Source organism: Clostridium hominis (assembly GCF_014287825.1).
Lineage (GTDB): Bacteria > Bacillota > Clostridia > Clostridiales > Clostridiaceae > Clostridium > Clostridium hominis.
Genome location: NZ_JACOOO010000025.1, coordinates 198,597 through 219,438 on the forward strand (window position 1 = coordinate 198,597; position 20,842 = coordinate 219,438).

Consider the following 20,842-nt stretch of genomic DNA (forward strand, 5'->3'; position numbering starts at 1 on the left):
TATTTCATTATATTTACATTTTTGCTACACTTAGTAATAAGAAGTTTTTTAGTAAGTACTTAATAGGGGGCAATTATGAAAAGAGTTAATAAGTTAAGAGAAATTATGAAAAATAAAAATATAGATCATTATATTATAACTAGTAATGATCCACATCAAAGTGAGTATGTAGCAGAGCATTATAGGGGAAGAGCTTATGTTTCAGGGTTTACAGGTTCATCAGGAACGTTATTAGTATCAAATGATAGTTCAAAGTTATGGACAGATGGGAGATATTTCATTCAAGCTGAAAATGAGCTTAAGGGTTCTGGAATAGATTTAATGAAAATGAGGACTACAGGATATCCTACACTAGAAGAGTACATAAAAGAAAATGTTAATAAAGGAGAAGTTATAGGATTTGATGGTAACTGTTATTCAACAAATGCCTATAAGAAACTACTAGAGCTATCAGAGGAAAATAGTTTTAAAATTCAAATAAATAATGATTTATTAGATGAAATATGGGAGGATAGACCAACCGTTCCTAAGGATAAAATAATTTTACATGATATTGATTTCTGTGGGGAAGGTAGGAATGATAAGTTATCAAATGTTAGAAAGAAGATGAATGAGTTAAAGGTTAAAAGCTTTATTTTAACTTCACTTGATGATATTGCATGGCTTTTCAATATAAGAGGAAATGATGTAAAGTTTAATCCTGTGGTTATGGCTTATGCTATTATTAAAATGGATGAAGTTACTTTATATATAGATAATAATAAGGTTACCGATGAAATCATAAGTGAATTTAAATCTCAAAATATTACCATAAAGAGATATGAAGAAATTATATCTGATGTAAAAACATTAACAGATTCTGTATATATAGATCCAGCAAAGGTAAATGCAAGTATATTTAATGCTATACCAAAAGAAATTAAAGTTATAGAGGGTATAAATATTACTACAAGTTTAAAGGCTATAAAGAATGAGGTTGAGTTAAGAAATTTAGAAAACTGCCAAGTAAGAGATGGAGTTGCTATGGTTAGATTTATCAAATGGCTTAAAGAGTCTATTGGTAATATGAGAGTAACTGAAATTAGTGCAACAAAAAAATTATCTAGCATTAGAGCAGAAGGTAAATACGCAAAGGGTGATAGTTTTGGCACTATAGCTGGCTACAAAGAGCATGCAGCTATGATGCATTATTCAGCCAATGAAGAGTCTGATTATGAAATATTAAATGAAGGAATGTTCCTTGTAGATTCAGGTGGACAATACTTAGATGGAACTACGGATATAACAAGAACTTTTGTTATGGGAAATATAACTGAAGAAGAAAAGAGAGACTTTACGTTAGTACTTAAAGGTCATATAAATCTTTCTATGGCAAAATTCTTAAGAGGAACAACAGGGGTAAATTTAGATATTCTAGCAAGAGGACCTCTTTGGAAATATGGTATAGATTATAAATGTGGAACAGGACATGGGGTGGGATTTTTCCTTAACGTTCATGAAGGGCCACAAGGAATTGCACCTCAAAACAATACTGTTGTTTTAGAGCCAGGAATGATATTAACTAATGAACCAGGAATTTATAAAGAAGGTAAATATGGAATAAGAACTGAAAATACATTAGTAGTAGTTAAAGATGAAACTACAGAGTTTGGCGACTTTTATAGGTTTGATACAATATCATATTGTCCAATAGATTTAAATGGAGTAGTTAAAGAATTGCTAAGTATAGAAGAGTTAGAGTGGCTAAATAATTATCACGAAACCGTATATAATAAGTTATCTCCATTCATGAATGAGAAAGAAAAAGAATTTCTACAAGAGCTTACTAGAGTGATATAGTAAGATAAATTAGGCTAAAAATTTAAATTGCTTATAATTAGTTAGAAAAAGTTCTACTTTATATTTTTATATAGAGTGGAACTTTTTTCTATAATTATTTCTTTATATTTTGTAAATAATATGAAGATAATAAATTTATAAAGAAGTGAGTAGAGAAGTAAATGTAAATAATGTATATGTAGTTATATAGAATTATTAGGAGAATAAAATGATTGATAAACTAAAGAAAGATAAATTTTATATTAAATATGGAATAATAATAATTTTTATTGCAATTGTGGTGGTGTTAACTGCAAAAACTATTACTCATGGAGAAGAGATACTTCATTGGACTATCAGATCTATCAATAGATTTATATCTATAATTGCTCCAGTGATATATGCTTTTTTAATAGCATATCTTTTATATCAGCCTATTAAGTTTATTGAAAAATATTTTAATAAGAGAATATCAAGTAAAAATAAAAAGAATAAAGATTATAGTAGATTAGTAAGAACTTTAAGTATATCAATAGTATTTATAGTTACTATTATAATATTAATTATTGTATATAATTATTTAATTCCACCTATACTGCAAAATATAAAAAACATAATAGCGTCGTTGCCAGAATTTCAAGAAAAGTTAATAATGTGGGTGAATGAAGTTGTGGAAAAGCTTAATAGCAAAAATATTGATATAGAAAATACAGGAAAGTTATCAAAAGAGATAATAGATAGGATAGGTGTAATTTCTGAGAAAATATTAGGCGGTATTGTAAGCGTACTTAGTAATCTATCATCATTCTTAGTTAATTTTGTTGTTACAGTAATATTAGTTATATATTTTTTAATATATAAAGAGGTTTTAGTTAGACAAATAAGAAAGGTTAGAGATGTTTTATTACCTAAGAGTGTTGGTACAGCATTAACTATTTTTTTACATGATTTAGATAATATTGTAGGAAGATTTTTAGTAGGAGAGATATTAGATTCAACTATTGTTGGAATAGTATCAACAGTACTACTTTTAATTATAAAGCATCCATTTGCGGTACTTATTGGATTTATTGCAGGTATAACAAATGTAATTCCATATGTAGGACCTATTATAGGTGCAGCCTTAGCTTTTTTCTTTGGGATATTTACCAGTATACCATTAGGAGTTATGGGTGCTGTACTATTACTTCTATATCAACAAATTGATGGAAATCTAGTTCAGCCTAAGATAGTAGGAGACCAAATAGGGTTATCTCCAGTTTGGATACTTATAGCTGTACTAATTGGTGGAAGCTATTTTGGGGCATTAGGGATGATTCTTTCAATGCCAGTAGCAGGACTTATGAGAGTATATCTTAATAGATATGCAAGATACAAAAATGAAAGAAAGCAATAAATATAACATTTTAAATTATATAAGTAAATTTAGCAATATTATTTATTAAGTAAAAAAATGATGTACTATTTTCTATGGTAATGAATAACTTATAGTATAAGATTCTTTAGAATATAAAATGAAGGTGTGGAAATGGAAAAAAGAATTTTAACAGAGGATAATACTAAAGAAATAATAGAAAAGTTAGAGAACTTAGATCATATACTTTTAGAAAAATGTAAATATGATTATGCAATAACATCTGAAGAAATAAAGGAAGCAATGAGAGAACATCAAGAAATAGAAGAATTACTTAGTGTTTTGAAATAGGTATGAACGATAGATTCGTATTTGTAGTTAGATATAATTTATTAAAAAGTTGATATTTTATTAAAATAAAAAGGTCTTACTCTAGAATTTAAATATTCAGAGTGAGACCTTTTTAAGGTTATATTTTAGTACTATCTTTTTTTAACCATTTTAGTGCATTTTTTAATTTTATTGGATTTCCATATCTTAAGGTAGCAAGTCTATAAATCTTAATAGCTCCCCACGCAACTAATATTGTAGAAATAACTAGTATAACAAATGAAATTATTATTTCAATATTTGTTACAGTTCCCATAGCTACACGAATTAGCATTGTCATAGCCGAGCTGAATGGGACGAAGGATGCTATCTTAACTATTAAGCTATCAGCATTACCCATCATTCCATACATGCTTATAAAGAACACTATGACGAACACCATAGTTATTGATCCTATACTTGAACTTATATCCTCAGTTTTTGATACTAATGCACCTAAAGCACCGAATATAAAGCAGTAGAATAGATATCCTATACCGCCAAAGAATGCAAAGGTTATAAGTATGTTAGCAGGCATTTTAAGAACACCATCAAGCATTCCATTCCATGAATCTCTGTTTATAGAGTATGTTATTACTCCAGCAGAAAGCATTACTCCAACTTGTATAATACTTGCAAGTGTAGCTGCAATTACTTTACCTAATATTAGGCTAGTGCTACTAGTACTAGTTACTAATACTTCAATAGCTCTAGAGCTCTTTTCAGAAGTAACTGAAACTGCCACAAGTTGTCCATAGAGAATTGTCATCATATAAATTACAAATACAAGAATATAAACATAACCAAAGTTACCAGCACCATCTTTTCCTAAAACTGTTGTTTCGGATTGGATTGGTAGATTAACTATAGATTCAAGTTCAAGATAATTTATTCCATTCTTTTCTGCGTACTCTTTACGATTGATGGCAGAAAGAGCTGATTGGAATGTCATTTGACTCATGTCAACAAAGTTTGTATTTTCGACTAAATAATTATATTTAACTGAGCTTTCTAATACAAAACCTGCATTAGCAGTTCCATCTTTAACAAGATTTTCTGCATCGGTTTCACTAGCTACTTTATCTATGTTTGCATTAGGAAAATAGCTTTTAAGCAAATCGAAATTTTCATCACTTATGAGACCACTTTTATCAAATAAGACGTAATTATCTTTTTCTTCATTATTAGAAGTTTCTTCAGGTTGAGTTTGTTCGATATTGCTATCAGATTTACCTAAGCCTGGAATTAAGCCAGACAAATCAAAGAATGATGGCAAGGATAATCCAACTACTAAAATCAATGATATTAATATTGTAGTAATTATATATCCTTTAGTCTTAAAATAGTTAGTCAATTCAAATCCTAAAACATTAAGAAACTTTTTCATTATTCGTCACCTGCCTTTAATACAAATATATCTGTTAATGTAGGCTCATAAATTGAGAAATGTTCAATATCTATATCTGTTTTTAAAATTCTATTTAGTAAAGCATTTTTTGTGAAGCCTTCACAAAGTTCTAAAACTATAAAATTTTTCTTAATTTCATAAATAGAAACTATATCGTTAAAATTTTCTTTGCAATAGTTACTTAGGTCTTCAAGATTATAGTTATTTGCACTAAATGCAAGTCTGTTTTTACCAAAATCCTTTTTTATAGCTCTAAGATTTCCAGCTAAAACTATTTCACCTTTGTTTATGATAGCAATTTCCTCACAGAACTCTTCAACATAGCTCATTTGATGACTTGAGAAAATAACTAATTTATCTTCTGCTATTAATTCATTAACAACATCCTTAAGAATTTGTGAATTAACAGGATCTAGACCACTAAAAGGCTCATCTAATATAACTATATCAGGATTACATACTAATGTTTGAGCTAACTGAACCTTTTGTTGATTACCTTTAGATAAAGTTTCAAGCTTTCTATTTGCGTATTCTTCGACACCTAACCTCTTTAACCATTTTTTTGTACTTTCTTTAGCATCTTTTTTGTTCATACCTCTTAATGTAGCAAGGTATACAATTTGTTCTGTAACTTTTTTCTTTGGGTAAAGTCCTCTTTCTTCTGGAAGATAACCTATTTGATAATCTCTTGGGTTAAACTTTTTACCATTAATTAATATTTCACCAGAGTTTCCTTTAAAAACATCCATTAAAATACGGATAGTAGTAGTTTTGCCAGCTCCATTTCTCCCCAACAATCCTAGTGCTTTTCCACTTTGAACAGAAAATGATATACCGTGAAGTACTTCGGTTTCTTCAAAGCTTTTCCGTAAATCTTTTACTTCTAATTTCATTTTTACCCCCTATAATTGAAAATTTAAATGTTTAAGTTAAAATACAAATCTTAGATTTGTTTTCTGAAATTACCTACTTAGTTTATTTAGCAATTTTAAATTGAGGTTAAGATAAGCTTATAAAGTGGTAATTTAAAACTTATTATAATAGTATTTTATACCATTTGCAATAGGTTTTAGAAAATATTGTTACAAATATTTTACCAAATTAATACAGAAAATTAAATTAAGAAAATATTAAGTTTTAAAAATAAGTAAAAATAATATGATAAATGAAGAATAGAAGTATTTATAATACGAAATTTCCTGTCTTAATGTTATAATAAATAAAATATAAGAAATAATTATAGATAGAAAAAATACTGGAGGAACTTAAGATGAGTAAAAAAGTTATTATAGTAGGGGCTGGACCAGCAGGGATAATGGCAGCGCTAAATGCAGCTAAAAATAATGAAGTTATATTAATAGAAAGAAATGATGAGATAGGTAAAAAGCTAAAGTTAACAGGTGGTGGAAGATGCAATATCACTAATAAAAGGGATATTGAAGAGTTTTTCCAAAGGGTAGTAACTAATAGTAAATTCTTATATAGTTCATTTTATAACTTTACTAATGAAGATCTTTTAGCTTATCTTGATGAATGTAACTTTAAATATAAGATAGAATCTGACAATTATAATAAAGTATATACAAGTACTGATAAAGCAGAGGATTTCATAGAATTATTAAAAAATAACTTGATTAAATCTAAAGTTAAAATTCTTTATAATAAGCAGGTTACAGATTTAATAGTTGAGGATGGAGTTATCAAAGGCGTAGTAACTAGTGATAATAATAAAATTAATGGAGATAAGGTTATAGTAACAACAGGAGGGAAGAGCTTCCCTGTCACAGGTTCAGATGGAAGTATGTTTGAAATACTATCTAAATATGGACATAAGATTAATCCATTATATCCAGCTTTAGTACCTTTAGTTATAAAAGAAGATTTTGTAAAGAGATTACAAGGTATATCTATGAAAGAGGTAGTTTTCAAAACTAAAATTAAGAAAAAAAATATTGAAGTTACTGGAGACATGATATTTACTCACTTTGGGTTATCAGGACCAGGAGTATTAATTCTTTCATCATATATAAATAAAGCTTTAGAAAATGGAGAAATGGAAATAAGACTAGACTTCTTAAAAAATAAAAGTAAAGAAGAGATTTCATCAATAATAAGAAGTAATCCTAATAAGACTATATTAAATAATATGAAAGGTCTTTTAACACAAAGCTTCTTAAAAGAATTAATAGAAAGCTTGAATTTAACTGCTACAAAGGCAGCGGAACTAAAAAAAGTAGATGAAAATAAGCTTGTTGAATATATAAAAGAGATGAGGCTTACTGTACGTGAAACTTTATCTATAAAAGCTGCTCAGGTAACTTCAGGAGGGGTTGCTGTTAAGGAGATAGATGCTTCAACTATGGAATCAAAACTCATTAAAGGTCTTTATTTTGCAGGAGAAGTGATAGATGTAGATGCAGAAACAGGAGGGTTCAATCTTCAAATTGCATTCTCAACAGGCACATTAGCAGGAAGTGACTATTAAAAAGTGCGAAGCAATTCAAAAAGTTGCTTCGCACTTTGTTTATCTTATATAATCATCAGCAGTTACTATAGTTCTTTTTTCACAGCAGTAATTTGGATTTGATGAGAAGTGATCTTGTACATTCATTAAGGCTTCGCCAAATCGTTGGAAATGAACAACTTCTCTTTCTCTTAAGAATCTTAATATTTCTTTTATATCTTGGTCATCTGTTAAGTTAATTAGCCACTCATATGTTGCTCTTGCCTTTTGTTCAGCAGCCATATCTTCGTATAGATCAGCAACTACATCATCTTTAGCTTGAATATAAGTTGCAGTCCAAGGATTTCCACTTGCATCGCAATAAAATGGAGCTCTACCATGGTCTGTATAGTGAGCACCAAGACCAGCTTCTACTAATTCATCTAACGTAGCGTTAGCCATTAATTGATATACCATAGTTCCTATCATTTCAACATGTCCCATTTCTTCTGTGCCAATGTCTGTTAGTAAACCTTTTGATTTTCCGGTTGGCATAGTATAACGTTGATTTAAATATCTAAGGGCAGCACCTAACTCTCCATCAGGACCTCCATATTGAGATATAAGAAATTTAGCCATTTTAAGATCTTTTGATTTTAAATTTATTGGATATTCCAATGTTTTAACGTAATACCACATTAATTATTTCTCCTCCTATTCATTTTCCCAAGGCCAAGGACAGGATGTCCATTTTTCAGGATCTTCTATAGAAGAAGAACCAAAGTTGGTTAATGGCCCATAAGCTTGTTCATATTGACAGATTAAAGAATCAAGTTTTTCTGAAACCATTTTATAATCTTTTGTGGCTTTACTATTTGTTGGAAAGTTATCTAAATATAAATTAAGGTCTATAGCATAAAACATGTATTTCATGATATCTATTAACAATGGATTTTCATACATAATATTCACCTCTCTACTTTACTTTTTCAGTTTCTTCATAGGGACTATAAAGATCTTTAAATATTGTACCAAGCTTAAAAGCCTCAGTAGTTGAGAGTAAATTATCATATTTTTGAAGTACTATACATGCTTTTGCATATTCATTATTAGTCAAATTAGGGTTTTTAACTTTCATTTTTTTTACTAAACCTTCCTTAATGAATTTATATATACTATATCATATACAAAAGATGTAATTTAGTGGCATAAAAAGAGAAAAATTATCGAAAATATATAAATTATTTGAAAATGTGAAAGTTATTATTTATTATTGTCAAGAATATCTACTGAACGAAGTTTTACGATTCATATATAAGGGGAAAGCATTATGTTTAAAGGAATTAATACTTATGGAATGCTTAGAAACGGAACGATAGCTGTACTTACAATGTTTGGTGTAGCAATTCTTTTTGGAGAAAAGAATATTATGTTAGCATTTCCTATTGCATTAACATCAGCAGTACTTGGAAGACAAAATTTTAGAGTAAAAACCTTTGATAAGACTTTAGGCATAATAATAATAGATTTAATTATTGTGACTTTTGCATATATATCAAGGTTAAATTTAATAACTGGAATAGTGATAAATTTTATAAGTATATTTTTAATTATGTATACTATAACGAATCAATATGATCCAACCTTCTATAAGCCTTTTGTTATGTTGTATGTATTTACACAATATGCTTGGGTTCCTCTAAATCAAATACCAAATAGATATTTAGCTGTAATATTTGGCGTTTTAATAATAGTAATCTGTAATAAGGCGATTAACGAGATAAATGAAAAAAGCTTATTAGGTAAAAGTATATCTAAGTCACTAAGTCTGATAGTAGAGAGTTTAAGGGATATATTGAAGGGGAATTATAGTAAAGAAAAAGAGGTTGAATGTACCAATATTATGAGATCTTTAGCTTATAAGATTTATGTATCTAGATATAGGGATTATCTTACTACTAATTTAGGGCAAATTCAGTTTAAAATATTTATGGATATAGAGCATTTAAACTTGTTTTTAAGGAAAATTGAAGAAGGTTATTCTCATAAAGATATAGCTAAGGAAGAAATTGAAGAGTTAATAAATTTACTTGAGCAAATTATAGAATTTTCTGATGGTAAGATACGTGTAGATAATGTAGTTAATGAAACTAATAGATATGTGAATAAGCATATTAAAGAAGCAAAGTATGGATATGAAATATCAGTAGTTTTAATTAATTTAAGCAAAAATATAACTTCATTAGCTTATATAAATAAAAAAGATATAAATAAGGTGTATGAAAGATGGCAAAGAAGCTATTTAGATAAAACAAGATATACTTTTAAGGAGTATTTTAGAAGAGATAGCATAAGATTTAAATTTGCTATGAGAATGGCAATAACATTAACTTTATCGCTTTTTGTAGGAGAACTTTTAGGTTTTTATAAGATAATATGGGCGATAATCACCATAATGTCAGTAATACAACCTTATTATGAAGAAACATTAAAGAAAACTAAGGATAGAGTAGTAGGAAACACTATAGCAATTGTTTTTACTGGAGTAGTAATAAATATTATGGATAATAGGTATATGACTATAGTTATATTAATAGCATCATTATATTTACTTTATGGATTTAAAGAATATCACAAGATCTCTCTTTTTGCGGCTATTGCATCTATATGCGTTGCGTCTTTAAGTAATAATATTAATGAGCTTTTAGTATACAGAATTACATATGTAATAATAGGTGTTTTAATAGTTATCCTAGCAAATAAATTTATATATCCTTATAAATTAAAAGATGGAATAAAACAACTTGAAGAAAAAATAGAAAGATATAATTACATGTTAGTTAAAGAAGGGGAATTATACTTACAAGATAAAGGAAATATTCATATTGTAAGAGATATAATAATTCATTTAACTCTTTTAAACCAAAAACTATATCTTAGAAATTTACAATATGAAGATGAAGAGGTAGATAGGTTTGTTGATAATAATACTTTTGATGCAATTGAGATAGGATACGCTATACTTATGTCATATGGAAAAAGTAGAGATTTTAAAAAAGTAAAGCTTGAGGAAATTAGTAGGTTATTAAAACAAAAGGAAAGATATGGATAGATAATAGAGAAGTGTTAAAAAAGTTAGAAAAATATATAATTACATAATAAATAAATTATATGCCTGTGGAGTAAAGCAAAATATCTACCACAGGCATAATTGACTTTAAAAATTCTCAGTCATATAATTGATTTAACTGGCAATTAAATTGAGATCAGGAGACTGAATTATGGAAAGAAAAAATAAAGCATTCAGAGCAGCTATGATGATTAAGGAGCTATATTCCAAAACTACTAATATAATGAGTGACAATCTTAAAGATAGTGGTCTAACGCATCAACAATGTATGGTTATTCAACTAATAGCTCATAGAAATGAAATGACAATAACTGAGCTTTGTAAAGAGATGTCTTTAGCGAAAGGAACAATGTCAGGAATAGTTCAGAGGTTGGAAAAGTTAGGTTATATAGAAAAAGAGAAAAGAGAAGATGATAAAAGAAATACTTATATAAAGTTTTCAGAGAAAGGTTTAGAATTTGCTCATAATTTCAAAAAAAATATGAGTAAGAGTTTTGAAAATATATTTATTAATTGTAATGATGAAGATATGGATGAGATGATAGTGTCGTTAAGAAATATGCTAAACAAGATTGAAGGAAAATAGAAGGATATTGTTAGCTAAAGCTTACAAGAGAAATGTTAGCTAATGCTAAGAGAGATATGCCCTTCGGACAGAGAAATATTCACCTATGATGAAGATAAATAAGCCTGCGGCAGATAAGTTACCCATGCCGTAGGCTTATGCTTATCTGTGGCTTTAGTCGTATATTTCTCTTCAGCTTTTCAAATATTTCTCTATGTCGAAGACATATATTTCTCTTTCGCATAAGCAAAATATTTCTCTGTAGCTTTAGCTACATATTTCTCTTACCAAAGGCAATATTTATCTTTGCGAGCATAGCGAACAACTTATTTAAAAGGTTCTATGGAGTATTGATATTTTATCAGCATCTTCAAAATCTTTTAGGGAATTTATGCCTAATTCACTTAATACATCATCTAAGGTAGAGCTATGAGCTGCAATCTTTATAGGTGAGTAGAAGGCAAAATTATTTGTTGCCATAGCTCCTTCTTCTTTAGGAATAAGCACTTTAGGACCACCAACGCATCCACCAACACATCCCATACCTTCTATAAAGTTTCCGTTTATTTCACCTTTCATAGCTTTATCTAATAATTCTTTACAGCCTTTAACGCCATCAGCTTTAACAGCTTTAAGATGTTCGCTTTTATTAGGGTATAATTCTTCTACCATTTCGTTAATAGCAATTGAAACGCCACCAGTTCTTCCGTATAATCTTCCGCCTTTTGATGCATATTCAACACTAGGAATACCTTGAAGCTCTTCAGGGTGTATATCTAATATTTTAAATATTGAATCAAGTTCTTGATATGTTAATACAAAGTCAATGGCACCGGCTACATCTTTTTCTTTTGCTTCAGCTTTTTTAGCTATACAGGGACCAATAAATACTACTTTTGCATCTTTATTTAATTCTTTTATAACTCTTCCTGCTGCAATCATAGGTGAAACCGAAGGAGAAAGATCTGGAACAAGTTCCCTATAAACCTTTTTTAGCATTCCTACCCACATTGGGCAACAACAAGAAGTTATCATTAAATCATTAGGTCCATTAACATGTTTATTAAACTCTACAGCTTCTTTTATTGTAAGCATATCAGCAGCAAAGGCTACTTCTAACATATCTGTAAAACCGACTTTCATTAAAGCAGCCCTTAATTGATCTATAGTTACATTAGGACCAAATTGACCTATTATTGATGGAGCTACTGCAGCTACTACTGTTTTATTATGATCTATAAGATCTTTTATAGGGATGAATTCAACTCTATCTAATATTTTACCATCCTTACATGCATCTACACATAAACCACACTCAACACAAGTATTAGGATCTATGTATGTTGTATGTTTTTTATCATCATATTTAATAGCATCAAAAGGACAAGTAGCTTGACATCTAAATTTATGATTTTCATCTGGAGTACAACTAGTACTACAGTCTTCAAGTTTAGCTACAATACGCTTATTTACTGCATAGTTAGTTATAGCCTTTTTTAAGTTATATACAAAGTTATTATCAAAAGGTATATCTACTCCACAAAGAGATGTAATTATTTGAAAAGTCTCTTGTGGAGATTTATCATGACATGTCATTATCATATGAAGTGTTTCATCAAAGTTTCCTATATAGTAAGACTTAACCAAGTCATCAAATAAATCGTTATATTTACTGTTCATATTTTCCTCCCATAAATAAAAATCTAAAAATGAAATTCAAAAGTTTAATTTTGTTAATTAAACTTTTACAAAGTGCATCTACGGTTTAGTTATTTGAACTTACAGATCTGAATGCAATGAAGATTTATTTTCTTTAAATTATAGATATTGTTAGTATACATTTTTTAGAAGAATTTTATGTGCTTAGGTTAAAAAATGATAAATGGGAAAATATGCTTGATGTTATAAGAAGAGGAGACAAGTTGTCTCTTTTTTATTTTATAGTTATGTTTATTTTTTATATATAGTATATAGCTTCAAGTACTAAAAGAGATAATTTTATTATAATTAAAGATAAAGGAAAGTGGGTAAAGTAAATATATGCACAAATGTGAATGGTATTGGTGGATTATGGAGTTTTTATATTATAAAATATGTAATATAAAGAATGAATTAGCAAGAAATTTGGCAAAATGACTGAAAATGAATGAAAATGACCGAAAGTGATTGACTGATGATTTTTTTTGGAGTATTATAAGGACAAGGAAGGGATGTAAATGTTAACTCAAGAGAGACATGCATTGATTTTAGATAAGTTGGAAAGGGAATCTGTTGTTTATGTGAATGACTTAGTTAAGGTGTTAGAAACTTCAGAGTTTACTATAAGGAGAGATTTAAATCAGCTTGACAAAGCAGGATTATTAAAGAAGGTTCATGGAGGAGCTACCTCATTAAATAGTAGTCTTATAAATACGAAAGATTTTGAATTTGAAGTAAGGCAAGGCATAAACAAAGAGGAAAAACTAAGAATTGCAAAATATGCGGCAAGTTTAATAGGACATGATGATTTTGTATATATAGATTCAGGAACGACAACAGAGCTTATGATAGATTATATAGAAGCAAAAGGAGCAACATTTGTTACGAATGGAGTTAGTCATGCTAAAAAGCTTATTCATAAAAACTTGACTACATATATTTTAGGTGGAGAGTTAAAACTTAAAACAGAAGCAATTGTTGGTGTAGAAGCTATAAATAGTCTACAAAAGTACAATTTTACTAAAGGATTCTTTGGAACTAATGGAATCGATGTAGAGAGAGGATTTACAACGCCTGATTTAAGAGAAGGTATGGTTAAGGAAGAGGCTTTAAGAAGAAGTAAAACTTCATATATATTAGCAGATATGTCTAAGTTTGGTGAAGTAAGCTCAATAAATTTTGGAAAACTTGAAAAAAGTAAAATAATTACTACAAAAATAGAAAATAATAAATATAGAAAAGTGACAGAAATTGTGGAGGTGGACAAATAGTGATTTATACAATTACTTTTAATCCAGCATTAGACTATATAGTTAAGATGGATAAGTTTGAGTTAGGGCATGTTAATAGAACAACTAGAGAAGATGTTTATGCTGGTGGTAAGGGAATAAACGTTTCAATAGTTTTAAACAACTTATCTGTAGAAAATAAAGCTCTTGGATTTATCGCTGGATTCACTGGTGAAGAGATAGAGAGAAGAGTAAGAGAGTTTGGTTGTGAAACTGATTTCGTTAGATTAAAAAATGGTATGTCAAGAATAAATGTTAAAATGAAGGCTGATGTTGAAAGTGAAATAAATGGGGGAGGACCTGATATTTCTAATGAAGCTTTAGAGGAGCTTTACTTAAAATTAAATGCTTTAAAGTCAGGAGACATATTAGTTCTTGCAGGAAGTATTCCAAAGACTTTACCTGTAGATATTTATGAAAGAATCATGAAAAAGTATGGAGATAGAGGTGTTAAGTTTATAGTTGATACTACAGGAGAATCTCTATTAAAGGTATTAAATTATAAACCATTTTTAATAAAGCCAAATCATCATGAATTAGCTGAACTTTTCAATGTGAAAATAAATTCTCAGCAAGAAATAGTTGAATATGGTAAGAAACTTCAAGAAATGGGAGCTGAAAATGTTCTTATATCAATGGCTGGAGATGGTGCTATATTAATTAAATCAAATGGAGAAGCTATATATAGTGAAGTGCCAAAAGGTGTTCTAAAAAACTCGGTTGGAGCTGGAGACTCAATGGTAGCTGGATTTATAGCTGGATTTATTAAAGAAGAAAAATTAGAAGATGGATTTATCATGGGAGTTGCTACAGGAAGTGCGTCAGCATTCTCAGAAGGTTTAGCAACTAAAGATAAAGTAGAAGAGTTATTAGCTGAACTAAAATAACATAGGAGGACACAAAAGATGAAGATAACAGACTTACTAAAGAAAAACGGTATTGCTATCAATCCTCAAGTTAAAACTAAGGAAGAAGCAATAAACAAGCTTGTAGATCTAATGGACGCTACTGGCAGATTAAGTGATAAAGAAGAATACAAAAAAGCAGTTCTTACAAGAGAAAGCTTAAGTACAACAGGAATTGGTGATAATATTGCTATTCCTCATGCTAAGACTACAGCAGTTAAGGAGCCAGGTCTTGCAGCAATGATATTAAGAGATGGAATAGATTATGATTCTCTAGATGGAGAGCCAGCAAAACTATTCTTCTTAATAGCAGCACCAGAAGGAGAAAATAACCTTCACTTAGATGTACTTGCAAGATTATCAATGATGTTAATGGATCCAGAGTTTAAGGATATGTTAATAAGTGCTAAGTCAGTTGATGAGTTCTTAAATCTTATTGATTCAAAAGAGAATGAAAGACAAGAAGCTGAAAATAAAAAAGAAGAAGAAGCAAAAGCAAATAATACTGGATATAGAGTTTTAGCAGTAACAGCTTGCCCAACAGGTATAGCACATACATTTATGGCTGCTGAAAGTTTAGAAAATAAAGCTAAAGATATGGGAATATCTATAAAGGTTGAAACTAATGGTTCAGGTGGAGCTAAGAACGTTTTAACTAAAGAGGAAATAGAAAATGCTGATTGTATAATAGTTGCAGCTGATAAGAAAGTTGAGATGGCTAGATTTGAAGGTAAGAAAGTTATCCAAACTAAGGTTGCTAATGGAATACATAAGGCTGAAAGCTTAATAAATGATGCAATAAGTGGAAATGCTCCTGTATATCATCATACTGGTGGAGGAGAAGAAGCTTCAGATTCTGGAGAAAAAGAAAGTGTTGGAAGACAAATATACAAACACTTAATGAATGGTGTTTCTCATATGTTACCATTCGTAATTGGTGGAGGTATACTAATAGCTCTTGCATTTTTATTTGATGATTATAGTATAGATCCAGCAAACTTTGGTATGAATACACCATTTGCTGCATTCTTAAAGACCACAGGTGGAACTGCATTTGGATTTATGTTACCAGTTCTTGCAGGATATATCGCTATGAGTATTGGTGATAGACCAGCATTAGCAGTTGGTTTCGTTGGTGGTATGCTTGCAAATGAAGGTGGTTCAGGATTTCTTGGAGCATTAGCAGCAGGTTTCATAGCTGGATATTTAATAGTAGGATTAAAGAAATTATTTGGTAAGTTACCACAAAGCTTAGAAGGATTAAAACCTGTATTACTATATCCTTTCTTTGGTATATTACTAATTGGTGCGATAATTATATTTGTTGTTAACCCTCCAGTAGGAGCTTTAAATACTGCAATGAACAACTTCCTAATGAGTATGGGATCAAGCAGTAAGATATTACTTGGTGCAGTTTTAGGTGGAATGATGGCAATAGATATGGGTGGGCCTTTCAATAAGGCAGCTTACGTATTTGGTACAGCATCATTAGCTAGTGGACAATTTGAAATAATGGCAGCTGTTATGGCTGGCGGTATGGTGCCTCCTCTAGCAATTGCTTTATGTACAACATTCTTCAAGAATAAATTCTCACCAAGAGAAAGACAATCAGGATTAACTAACTATGTAATGGGATTATCATTCATTACAGAAGGAGCTATTCCATTTGCAGCAGCAGATCCATTAAAGGTTATACCTGCATGTGTAGTTGGATCAGCTACAGCAGGTGCATTATCAATGGCATTTGGATGTGGATTACAAGCACCTCACGGTGGAATCTTCGTAACTCCAATAGTATCAAACCCACTTATGTACTTAGCAGCAATAGCTATAGGTTCAGTAGTTGGAATGGTAGTGCTTGCAGCATTAAAAAAGAAAATAGAAGCATAATGCCTCGTCACTAATGTTTAATTTATAGACATTAGTTTGATATAAAGGGAAGTTGTAAAAACAACTTCCCTTTTTGAATTATAAAATATGAAAATTTATGATTATTATTATATAGATTCATATTTAAGTGAAATAATATAAGATATTATGAATAAAATAGAATAAATTTTAATGCTTTGATTTTGGAAGGTAATTATTTAAATGTAAATAGTTTAAAAATGAAATATTTTATGGTATAATAAATAAAAATTTATATGAAGAAATAATATTTGCCACCGGGTAAATAAGATAGTGTTTAGGTATATTCCAGTAGGTCATAGAAGGAATATGTTTAAGCACTTTTTTGATTGGAGGAATTTATATGGAGAAAAAAATATTAAGAAAGTTTGCCAAGTATGTAAGCTTAAATATACTTGGGATGATAGGTTTATCTTGCTATATTCTTGCGGATACGTTTTTTATTTCTAAGGCTTTAGGTGCAAATGGACTTGCAGCCCTTAATTTTTCAATATCAATATATTGTATAATACAGGGACTTGGATTGATGATAGGTATTGGGGGAGCTACTAGGTATACAATCTTAAGATCTAAAAATAGAGACAAAGAAGCAAAGAAAGTATTTTCCAATGCTTTGACTATTGGATTAATAGTAAGTTTCATCTTAGCAATTATAGGACTGATATTTTCAAGAAAATTATCTCAGATTCTTGGGGCAGATACAGATACTATTAATATGTCAAATGTCTATCTTAAGACTATACTTTGTTTTTCGCCATTTTTCATTTCGAATAATATTTTGTTAGCTTTTATACGTAATGATGGAGATCCAAGATTATCAATGACAGGAATGATTGTAGGAAGTCTTTCAAATATTATACTTGATTATATTTTCATTTTCCCATTATCTATGGGAATGTTTGGGGCTGCCTTTGCTACATGTCTTGCCCCAATTATAAGTATAGGAGTTCTATCAATACACTTTATTAAGAGGAGAAATAACTTTAAGTTAGAGCTTATTAAACCTAATTTTAAGATAGTATCTAAAATTATAAGTCTTGGAATGTCTTCTTTTATTACAGAAGTATCTTCAGGAGTTGTACTTATGGTTTTTAACCTTATAATATTAAATATTTCTGGAAATATTGGAGTTGCAGCATATGGAATTGTAGCTAATATATCTCTTGTTATAATAGCAATTTTTACAGGAATAGCTCAGGGAATGCAGCCTCTTGTAAGTGAAGGATATGGGAAGAAAAATAAGGAACTAATGAATGGAGTTTTAAAGTATTCTATTATATTATCAGTATTTATATCAATAGTTATATATATTGTGGCAAATATTTTTTCAAAAGAAATAGTTGCAATATTTAATAGTGAAAATATTGCAGAGCTTACTATGTTAGCTATAAATGGTATTAAAATTTACTTTGTAGGCTTTATTTTTGTTGGAATAAATATAATATCAGCAGCATTTTTAAGTGGAACTAGTAATGTAAAACCAGCTTTCATGATTTCTATGCTTAGGGGATTTGTATTATTAATCCCTATAGCATATATTCTAGCTAACATTTACAATATGAACGGAGTTTGGATATCTTTTGTTGTTGCAGAACTATTAACATTTATTGTTTCTGTATGGAAACTATATGCTGATAAAAAAGTAATGAATAATAAAGATTTATAATAAAATGAAAATGCTCCTTTATTAATTTTATTTCAATAAAGGAGCATCTTTAATTAAAGACTGTATTCTTTTGGTGAGTTTCCACTAAAGTCTGCGATAGTTGCTTTTGCATCTTTAATATAGAATACTTCAAATATTGGATTTTCAGCATTTTGGTATAAAGACTTAACTAATGGACTATGTTCTATTATAGCTTTTTTAATTTCTAAGTCATTAGTGAATGTAACCTTACCATTTAATCTAATCCAAGCAAAATTAGGAGAAGATGTACAGATTTCTATATAAGGATTATTTTTTATTTCGTTATATACATCTTTTTGGTTATTTGTACAGAAATATAACTTCCCGTTTTTTTCAAACATAAATTGAAATGGACGAACTTTAGGATTACCATCTATACCTATGCTAGAAAAATATTGTACTGGATTTTCATTTAAAAAATTTACTATTTCATTCATTATGAATTCCCCCTATTAAAAGTGATTTGTTGTATTTTTTATATTACAATATTATAATAAATTTAATGATATCAATTGTATAGTAAGCACTTTAAAGTGCTATAGTATACTTTTGGATACTATTGTGAAATTAAGGGGGATTAAGATGAATAAAAATTTACCGATATGTCCAGTTGAAATTACTTTAAGTCTGATAGGTGATCGTTGGAAAGTTTTAATAATTCGTGATTTATTAGATGGAACTAAGAGATTTGGAGAACTAAAGAAGTCGCTAGGAACTATAACTCAAAAAGTTCTTACTTCAAATTTAAGAGCTATGGAGGAAAGTGGAGTATTAACAAGAAAAGTTTATGCAGAAGTACCTCCAAGAGTAGAGTATACATTAACTCAAACTGGATATAGTTTAAAGCCTATTTTAGATGCTATGGTACAATGGGGAGATAATTATAAAAAAACTCGTGAAAAAACTAGTTAGAGCGGTTAGCTATAACTAGTTTTTCTATTTGATGATTTAAATTAATATTATTGATTGTTTTATAGAATACTAATGTTATAACAAAAGATAAAATACATAACTGGAGGTTAGGTTATGGAAGAACATATCAATAACATAGAATTTAATAATAAAAAGAAAAAGAATAGTATTATCCAATCGGAAGCTTTTCCTGGAATTCTTTTAGTTATAGCAACAGTAGTAGCGCTTATTTTAGCTAATACCCCATTAGATAAGTATTATGAATTTATACTTAAAGATATAGGCTTTGGAGAGTTTAATCTTCATATATTCATAAATGACTTCTTGATGGCTATATTCTTTTTGGTTGTAGGTTGTGAGATTAAAAGAGAGGTTGTTTTTGGCAAGTTATCTAATATTAGAGCAGCATCTTTTCCAGTTATTGCAGCTATAGGAGGTATGGTTGCTCCAGCAATAATTTTTACCTTATTTAATTATAATAGTGGATTTGAAATAGGAGCTGGAATACCATTATCAACAGATATTGCTTTTGCTATAGGGATTTTTACTATTTTAAGTAAGCGATTAAACTTATCTTTAAAAGTATTTTTACTTACTTTAGCGGTAGTAGATGATCTACTTTCCATAGTTATAATAGGAATATTCTATTCTTCTAAGTTTAATATTCCAGCGATAATTGCAGCAGTATTTTTAACAGCTATACTATTTTTAATAAAGACTTTAAATAAGAAGAATAGATTGTGGCCATATATAATAGTAGGTTTGGGATTATGGGTTGCTATATATTTTAGTGGAATTCATGCAACAATAAGTGGAGTTATTTTAGCTTTAAGCTTACCACTAACTAAGGATGGACATAAAGATAATGATTTAAGTCTTAAGGTGCAACATAGTCTAGAACCTATTACTAACTATTTTATATTACCGATTTTTGCTTTTTCTAATACAGGTGTAAACTTAAGTGGATCAATTAATTTGTTTAAGGAATATCCTCTTATGACAGGTATAGTTTTAGGACTAGTAATAGGAAAACCTATAGGTATTATGACATTTACATATATAGCGAGCTTACTAGGGATAACTAGGAAGCCTAATAATGCTAGTTGGTTTGACGTATTTGCAGTTTCAGTATTAGCAGGTATAGGATTTACTATGTCTATATTTGTAGCTGAGTTAGCATTTAAAGGTACAGCAGAAGAATTAAATGCATCTAAGGTATCTATTTTAGCAGCTTCACTTCTGTCTATAGTATTGGCTTTCATAGTATCAAGGTTTGAAAAAAAGAAAGAGAGGAGTAGTTAATATGTTTTTAGAGATCTTGTTTATTCAAGGTCTCTTTTCATTAATATAAGGACT

At 29.2% G+C, this 20,842-nt stretch carries 19 protein-coding genes; 12 read left to right on the forward strand and 7 right to left on the reverse strand.

Annotated elements, in window-relative coordinates; genetic code table 11:
• Positions 1 to 75 precede the first annotated feature (75 nt).
• From H8S20_RS12455 to H8S20_RS12465, 3 genes are all read left to right on the forward strand, one after another.
• Positions 76 to 1,839, forward strand: coding sequence for an aminopeptidase P family protein (locus H8S20_RS12455; protein ID WP_186860329.1), 1,764 nt, complete (start codon positions 76 to 78; stop codon positions 1,837 to 1,839).
• Positions 1,840 to 2,047: 208 nt separating this feature from the next.
• Positions 2,048 to 3,214 carry an AI-2E family transporter gene (locus H8S20_RS12460; protein ID WP_186860330.1) on the forward strand — a complete coding sequence of 389 codons (1,167 nt, stop codon included), beginning with the start codon at positions 2,048 to 2,050 and terminating at the stop codon, positions 3,212 to 3,214.
• A 132-nt stretch (positions 3,215 to 3,346) separates the two neighbouring features.
• Complete coding sequence (locus H8S20_RS12465) at positions 3,347 to 3,523, forward strand: hypothetical protein (RefSeq protein ID WP_186860331.1); 177 nt, start codon at positions 3,347 to 3,349, stop codon at positions 3,521 to 3,523.
• A 118-nt stretch (positions 3,524 to 3,641) separates the two neighbouring features.
• Here the strand turns inward: H8S20_RS12465 and H8S20_RS12470 are convergent, their stop codons facing one another.
• Both H8S20_RS12470 and H8S20_RS12475 read right to left on the reverse strand, forming a co-directional pair.
• The gene (locus H8S20_RS12470) at positions 3,642 to 4,928 is read right to left on the reverse strand and encodes an ABC transporter permease (protein WP_186860332.1); all 1,287 of its coding nucleotides are present in this window, start codon (positions 4,926 to 4,928) and stop codon (positions 3,642 to 3,644) included.
• Positions 4,928 to 5,842, reverse strand: coding sequence for an ABC transporter ATP-binding protein (locus H8S20_RS12475; RefSeq protein ID WP_032119421.1), 915 nt, complete (start codon positions 5,840 to 5,842; stop codon positions 4,928 to 4,930). The genes H8S20_RS12470 and H8S20_RS12475 overlap by 1 nt, the downstream gene beginning before the upstream one ends.
• Before the next feature lie 377 nt (positions 5,843 to 6,219).
• Between H8S20_RS12475 and H8S20_RS12480 the strand changes: the two genes are divergently transcribed.
• Positions 6,220 to 7,434, forward strand: a complete 1,215-nt coding sequence (locus H8S20_RS12480; protein ID WP_186860333.1) for a BaiN/RdsA family NAD(P)/FAD-dependent oxidoreductase — start codon at positions 6,220 to 6,222, stop codon at positions 7,432 to 7,434.
• A gap of 39 nt (positions 7,435 to 7,473) precedes the next feature.
• Here H8S20_RS12480 and H8S20_RS12485 read toward each other — a convergent pair whose 3' ends face one another.
• Genes H8S20_RS12485 through H8S20_RS12495 form a run of 3 tightly spaced genes read right to left on the reverse strand, consistent with a single transcriptional unit; the run spans position 7,474 to position 8,530 of the window.
• Positions 7,474 to 8,091 carry a manganese catalase family protein gene (locus H8S20_RS12485; protein WP_186860334.1) on the reverse strand — a complete coding sequence of 206 codons (618 nt, stop codon included), beginning with the start codon at positions 8,089 to 8,091 and terminating at the stop codon, positions 7,474 to 7,476.
• 15 nt (positions 8,092 to 8,106) lie between these two features.
• On the reverse strand, positions 8,107 to 8,355 hold the full coding sequence (locus tag H8S20_RS12490) for a spore coat protein CotJB (protein WP_186860355.1): 249 nt from the start codon (positions 8,353 to 8,355) through the stop codon (positions 8,107 to 8,109).
• Between the two features lie 13 nt (positions 8,356 to 8,368).
• Positions 8,369 to 8,530: a spore coat associated protein CotJA gene (locus H8S20_RS12495; RefSeq protein WP_186860335.1), complete on the reverse strand. Its 162-nt coding sequence runs from the start codon at positions 8,528 to 8,530 to the stop codon at positions 8,369 to 8,371.
• Between the two features lie 192 nt (positions 8,531 to 8,722).
• On the opposite strand from H8S20_RS12495, the gene H8S20_RS12500 reads away from it, so the two are divergent.
• Together H8S20_RS12500 and H8S20_RS12505 are read left to right on the forward strand one after the other, a co-directional pair.
• Positions 8,723 to 10,504, forward strand: coding sequence for an FUSC family protein (locus H8S20_RS12500; protein ID WP_243177655.1), 1,782 nt, complete (start codon positions 8,723 to 8,725; stop codon positions 10,502 to 10,504).
• A gap of 169 nt (positions 10,505 to 10,673) precedes the next feature.
• Complete coding sequence (locus H8S20_RS12505) at positions 10,674 to 11,108, forward strand: MarR family winged helix-turn-helix transcriptional regulator (protein WP_243177657.1); 435 nt, start codon at positions 10,674 to 10,676, stop codon at positions 11,106 to 11,108.
• 309 nt (positions 11,109 to 11,417) lie between these two features.
• Here H8S20_RS12505 and H8S20_RS12510 read toward each other — a convergent pair whose 3' ends face one another.
• Positions 11,418 to 12,767, reverse strand: coding sequence for a [Fe-Fe] hydrogenase large subunit C-terminal domain-containing protein (locus H8S20_RS12510; RefSeq protein ID WP_186860336.1), 1,350 nt, complete (start codon positions 12,765 to 12,767; stop codon positions 11,418 to 11,420).
• A 536-nt stretch (positions 12,768 to 13,303) separates the two neighbouring features.
• Here H8S20_RS12510 and H8S20_RS12515 point away from each other — a divergent pair.
• The 4 genes from H8S20_RS12515 (at position 13,304) to H8S20_RS12530 (ending at position 18,553) form a co-directional block, all read left to right on the forward strand.
• Complete coding sequence (locus H8S20_RS12515) at positions 13,304 to 14,056, forward strand: DeoR/GlpR family DNA-binding transcription regulator (protein WP_186860337.1); 753 nt, start codon at positions 13,304 to 13,306, stop codon at positions 14,054 to 14,056.
• Entirely contained in the window at positions 14,056 to 14,961 is a 906-nt protein-coding gene (pfkB, locus tag H8S20_RS12520) for a 1-phosphofructokinase (protein WP_186860338.1), read from the forward strand. The genes H8S20_RS12515 and pfkB overlap by 1 nt, the downstream gene beginning before the upstream one ends.
• 18 nt (positions 14,962 to 14,979) lie before the next feature.
• Positions 14,980 to 16,869, forward strand: a complete 1,890-nt coding sequence (locus tag H8S20_RS12525) for a PTS fructose transporter subunit IIABC (protein WP_186860339.1) — start codon at positions 14,980 to 14,982, stop codon at positions 16,867 to 16,869.
• Between the two features lie 361 nt (positions 16,870 to 17,230).
• Positions 17,231 to 18,553: an MATE family efflux transporter gene (locus H8S20_RS12530; protein WP_186860340.1), complete on the forward strand. Its 1,323-nt coding sequence runs from the start codon at positions 17,231 to 17,233 to the stop codon at positions 18,551 to 18,553.
• Between the two features lie 53 nt (positions 18,554 to 18,606).
• Here the strand turns inward: H8S20_RS12530 and H8S20_RS12535 are convergent, their stop codons facing one another.
• Entirely contained in the window at positions 18,607 to 19,011 is a 405-nt protein-coding gene (locus H8S20_RS12535) for a pyridoxamine 5'-phosphate oxidase family protein (RefSeq protein WP_186860341.1), read from the reverse strand.
• Positions 19,012 to 19,156: 145 nt separating this feature from the next.
• Here H8S20_RS12535 and H8S20_RS12540 point away from each other — a divergent pair, with 145 nt between their 5' ends.
• On the forward strand, positions 19,157 to 19,486 hold the full coding sequence (locus H8S20_RS12540; protein WP_032119409.1) for a winged helix-turn-helix transcriptional regulator: 330 nt from the start codon (positions 19,157 to 19,159) through the stop codon (positions 19,484 to 19,486).
• 114 nt (positions 19,487 to 19,600) lie between these two features.
• Positions 19,601 to 20,788: a Na+/H+ antiporter NhaA gene (nhaA, locus tag H8S20_RS12545; protein ID WP_186860342.1), complete on the forward strand. Its 1,188-nt coding sequence runs from the start codon at positions 19,601 to 19,603 to the stop codon at positions 20,786 to 20,788.
• The last annotated feature ends 54 nt before the right edge of the window (positions 20,789 to 20,842 follow it).